Here is a 2,896-nt window from a genome sequence, read left to right on the forward strand (position 1 = left end):
CTTTATATCCAATGGATTAATAGGGCTTTGTTTAACATTACCGATGTAGATTCCTGACATTTAATCCCATCTACCTCTCGGTTACTTATATCTTTCTCCCTATCAAAAAAACAACTGTCCAAATAGGAATTACGAGTATACATGTATTCCGACACCCAATAGCAAAGCCTAACGGATTTTCATTTATTTCACTAAAATGAGCTTCATATTCTTTCATATCACGATTGAGCTTTCTTGCGGTTTCTCACTGCAAATACGGCTCCAATTAAGCCAAGTACAACACATGCAAGACCGATCCATTTTATGTATGGATTTTCGGCTTTACCGCCTGTTGTCGGCAGATACGTTTCGATTTTCTTTGGTGTTTCTTCTAGTTTTGGTTTCATAACAATCTGTTGTGGTTTCTCTAATTGTGGAATGATTGGTTTTTCGGTTACTTTTGGTTGTTCCGGTACCTGTGGTTGTGGCGCTTCTGGTTTTTGTGGTTGTTCTGGCTGTTCTGGTTGTGGTGTCTCTGGTGTAGGTGGTGTCGGTTTCTTCTGATCCTTCACCGTATGCTTAATGATTTGACCATCCTCTTTAATTTCAAAAGAGAATATTTCTTCATTTAGTAAATAGCCTTCTGGTGCAAATGTTTCTTGATACGTGTACTTTCCATATGGAAAATCCTTCACTTGTGCGATCCCTTGCTCGTTTGTAGTTGTTTTTGTGATTTCTTTACCCTCTGCTGTATACACTGTGAACTCTACTTTTGGAAGTGTTTTTCCGCTGTCACTTAATTTCTTAATCTCGATGTTTCCTTTTACCTTAGTATTTTGCACTGTAATTGTTGCAACCTCGCCTGTTTTAACTTCAATCTGTTGTGGCTGCCCATTCAATACATAACCAGTAGGTGATTTTATCTCTTTAAGAGTATAAGTTCCGATTTCTAAACCAGAAAGGCTTGCTGAACCTTGCTCATTTGTAGTCATTGTGCCTACTTTTTCGTTTGCACTGTTCATGACTTCAAATACTGCACCTTGTAGTAATTCTTTTTGTTCTCCCACTTTTACAACTTTCAATCCACCAAGGGATTTCCAGTTTACTTGTAGATCGGCACTCACTTTTCCCTCATTTTTTTTTAAAAGGACTGTTGCATCTTGGACTTTATCAGTTCCTTGATAAGCGACTGCCTGTAAAATTGAATTGTTGTTTCGCTTCACCTTTTGTAGAAACAACTTTCGTTCCATTCGGTGCATTAGCGAGTTGAACTGTAAACACACCGTTCTTAGCGTTACTTTCAATTTGATACACTGTCGTTTCAAAGTCCTCACCGTTTAACTTTGCTTCTTGATTGTCTGTTGGTGTTACATTCATGTACATGTCTTGTGTTTCCTGGCTTGCATTCGCACCACCAATAATAGCTTTTACAGCTTTCGCAACATTTCCATTACGATGCTGAACTTCGTTAATGTCTATTTGACCCAACGCTGCCCAAACACTAAGCTGTGTCGCATAATGCGCTTCACTCCAGTTAGAAACTCCTTATTCTTCTGGACTCTTTTGTGGATATCCATTTAGAAGAACCTGATACACAACATCATCTGTGCGCCCCATTTCCGGAAGATCATTACCGTTAGGACTTAATTTTCCATACGTTAAGCAATACGCAATTTGCCCATTCGTATTCTTCAGCAACTCTGTCCGTAGGTTTTCCCCATACATGGGACTAAAACTCCAATCTATTTCGTACTTCTCACGATTAATGACTTCAGCACTCGCCTTGGTAACAAAACTTAAGACAATTAGAAGCATACTCGTTACAATGAGTAACGTTTGATACGATCGTTTCAACATACTAACAGCTCCCTCAAATGATATGCAGTTTTCAAAGATCAATTTTTGAATCGTTAATTCTACTTGAATTACTAGTTTTTTTTACTATAATTAATCGTATATGGTTACTTTTTATCTTTATTTAACGAAATTAACCTTTTAAAAGTTATTCTCGAACTCGATAATACGTTGGTACAAAAAAGTACTCTACAGGCTTTTCAAAAAAAATCGAGATTTTTTTTGCTCGTTCAGCATTAACACCAGATGTACCTTTTTCTATAGAATGTAGCACTTGCGGACTAATGTTTAGTATTTGAGAAAGGAACTCTAAGGAACAATTCCGAGCCTTTCTCTCATGTTTTAAAGCCATATCATAACCACCTTTCGGTTATTCTTACGAATACCATATATCGCTTTTAAAGTTAAATGACCCTCTCTGGAGTTATAACAGACGTATATCTTGCAAAAAAACGCACAACATATCATAAAATTAAGAGGGAGGAAAATAAAAATGAGTATTTTTGGTGCACGTGTAAAAACACTAAGACTAGAAGCTGGATGGAGCATGAAACAGCTAGGTGAAAAAATAGGAGAAGTTAGTGGAACAAGTTTCGCTCAAACAACTGTTTCAAATTGGGAAAATAAAGGGGCTGAACCTCCATATAGCGTTTTAATAGTTATGGCTAATCTTTTCCAGGTCAGTACAGATTATTTGGTTGGCAATACTCAAACCATTCAAAACAAGGAATTGTCTTTAGAAGGACATCAAACAAAAATGGATATTAATATAGAAGATACAGAGGTTGAACAAAATCACGAACTACCTTTTATGACACATGACCTTTATGAAGATCTACTTACATTACCACTAAACAAAAAAGAACAATTAGAGAAACAACTTCATGAATACACAGAATTTATTAGTTATAAGTATGACAAATTACAAGAGGAATATATGAATTTCAGAAAATATATCCAATACGAAATTAAAGCCTCCAGTTCAAATTAACCGGAGGCTTTTCTTAAGTTACATTATTCTATTCTTACATTAACGATTGATATCTCATAATAATAGTTATAC

The 2,896-nt window shown here is 36.0% G+C and carries 2 protein-coding genes and 1 pseudogene; 1 reads left to right on the forward strand and 2 read right to left on the reverse strand.

Features of this window, described 5'->3' with window-relative positions; translation table 11 throughout:
• Window positions 1-218: 218 nt before the first annotated feature.
• A pseudogene (locus tag AB3X49_RS20560) lies at window positions 219-1,836 on the reverse strand (SpaA isopeptide-forming pilin-related protein).
• Between the two features lie 145 nt (window positions 1,837-1,981).
• Window positions 1,982-2,185, reverse strand: coding sequence for a helix-turn-helix domain-containing protein (locus tag AB3X49_RS20565; RefSeq protein ID WP_367964412.1), 204 nt, complete (start codon window positions 2,183-2,185; stop codon window positions 1,982-1,984).
• A 141-nt stretch (window positions 2,186-2,326) separates the two neighbouring features.
• On the opposite strand from AB3X49_RS20565, the gene AB3X49_RS20570 reads away from it, so the two are divergent.
• Entirely contained in the window at window positions 2,327-2,824 is a 498-nt protein-coding gene (locus tag AB3X49_RS20570; protein WP_367964414.1) for a helix-turn-helix domain-containing protein, read from the forward strand.
• Window positions 2,825-2,896 lie beyond the last annotated feature (72 nt).

This window comes from Bacillus sp. C30, assembly GCF_040838255.1.
GTDB classification, from domain to species: Bacteria; Bacillota; Bacilli; order Bacillales; family Bacillaceae_G; genus Bacillus_A; species Bacillus_A mycoides.

Coding starts and splice junctions, on each gene's coding strand:
- AB3X49_RS20565 (WP_367964412.1), bottom strand. CDS start 2,185: ATGGCTTTAAAACATGAGAGAAAGGCTCGGAATTGTTCCTTAGAGTTC.
- AB3X49_RS20570 (WP_367964414.1), top strand. CDS start 2,327: ATGAGTATTTTTGGTGCACGTGTAAAAACACTAAGACTAGAAGCTGGA.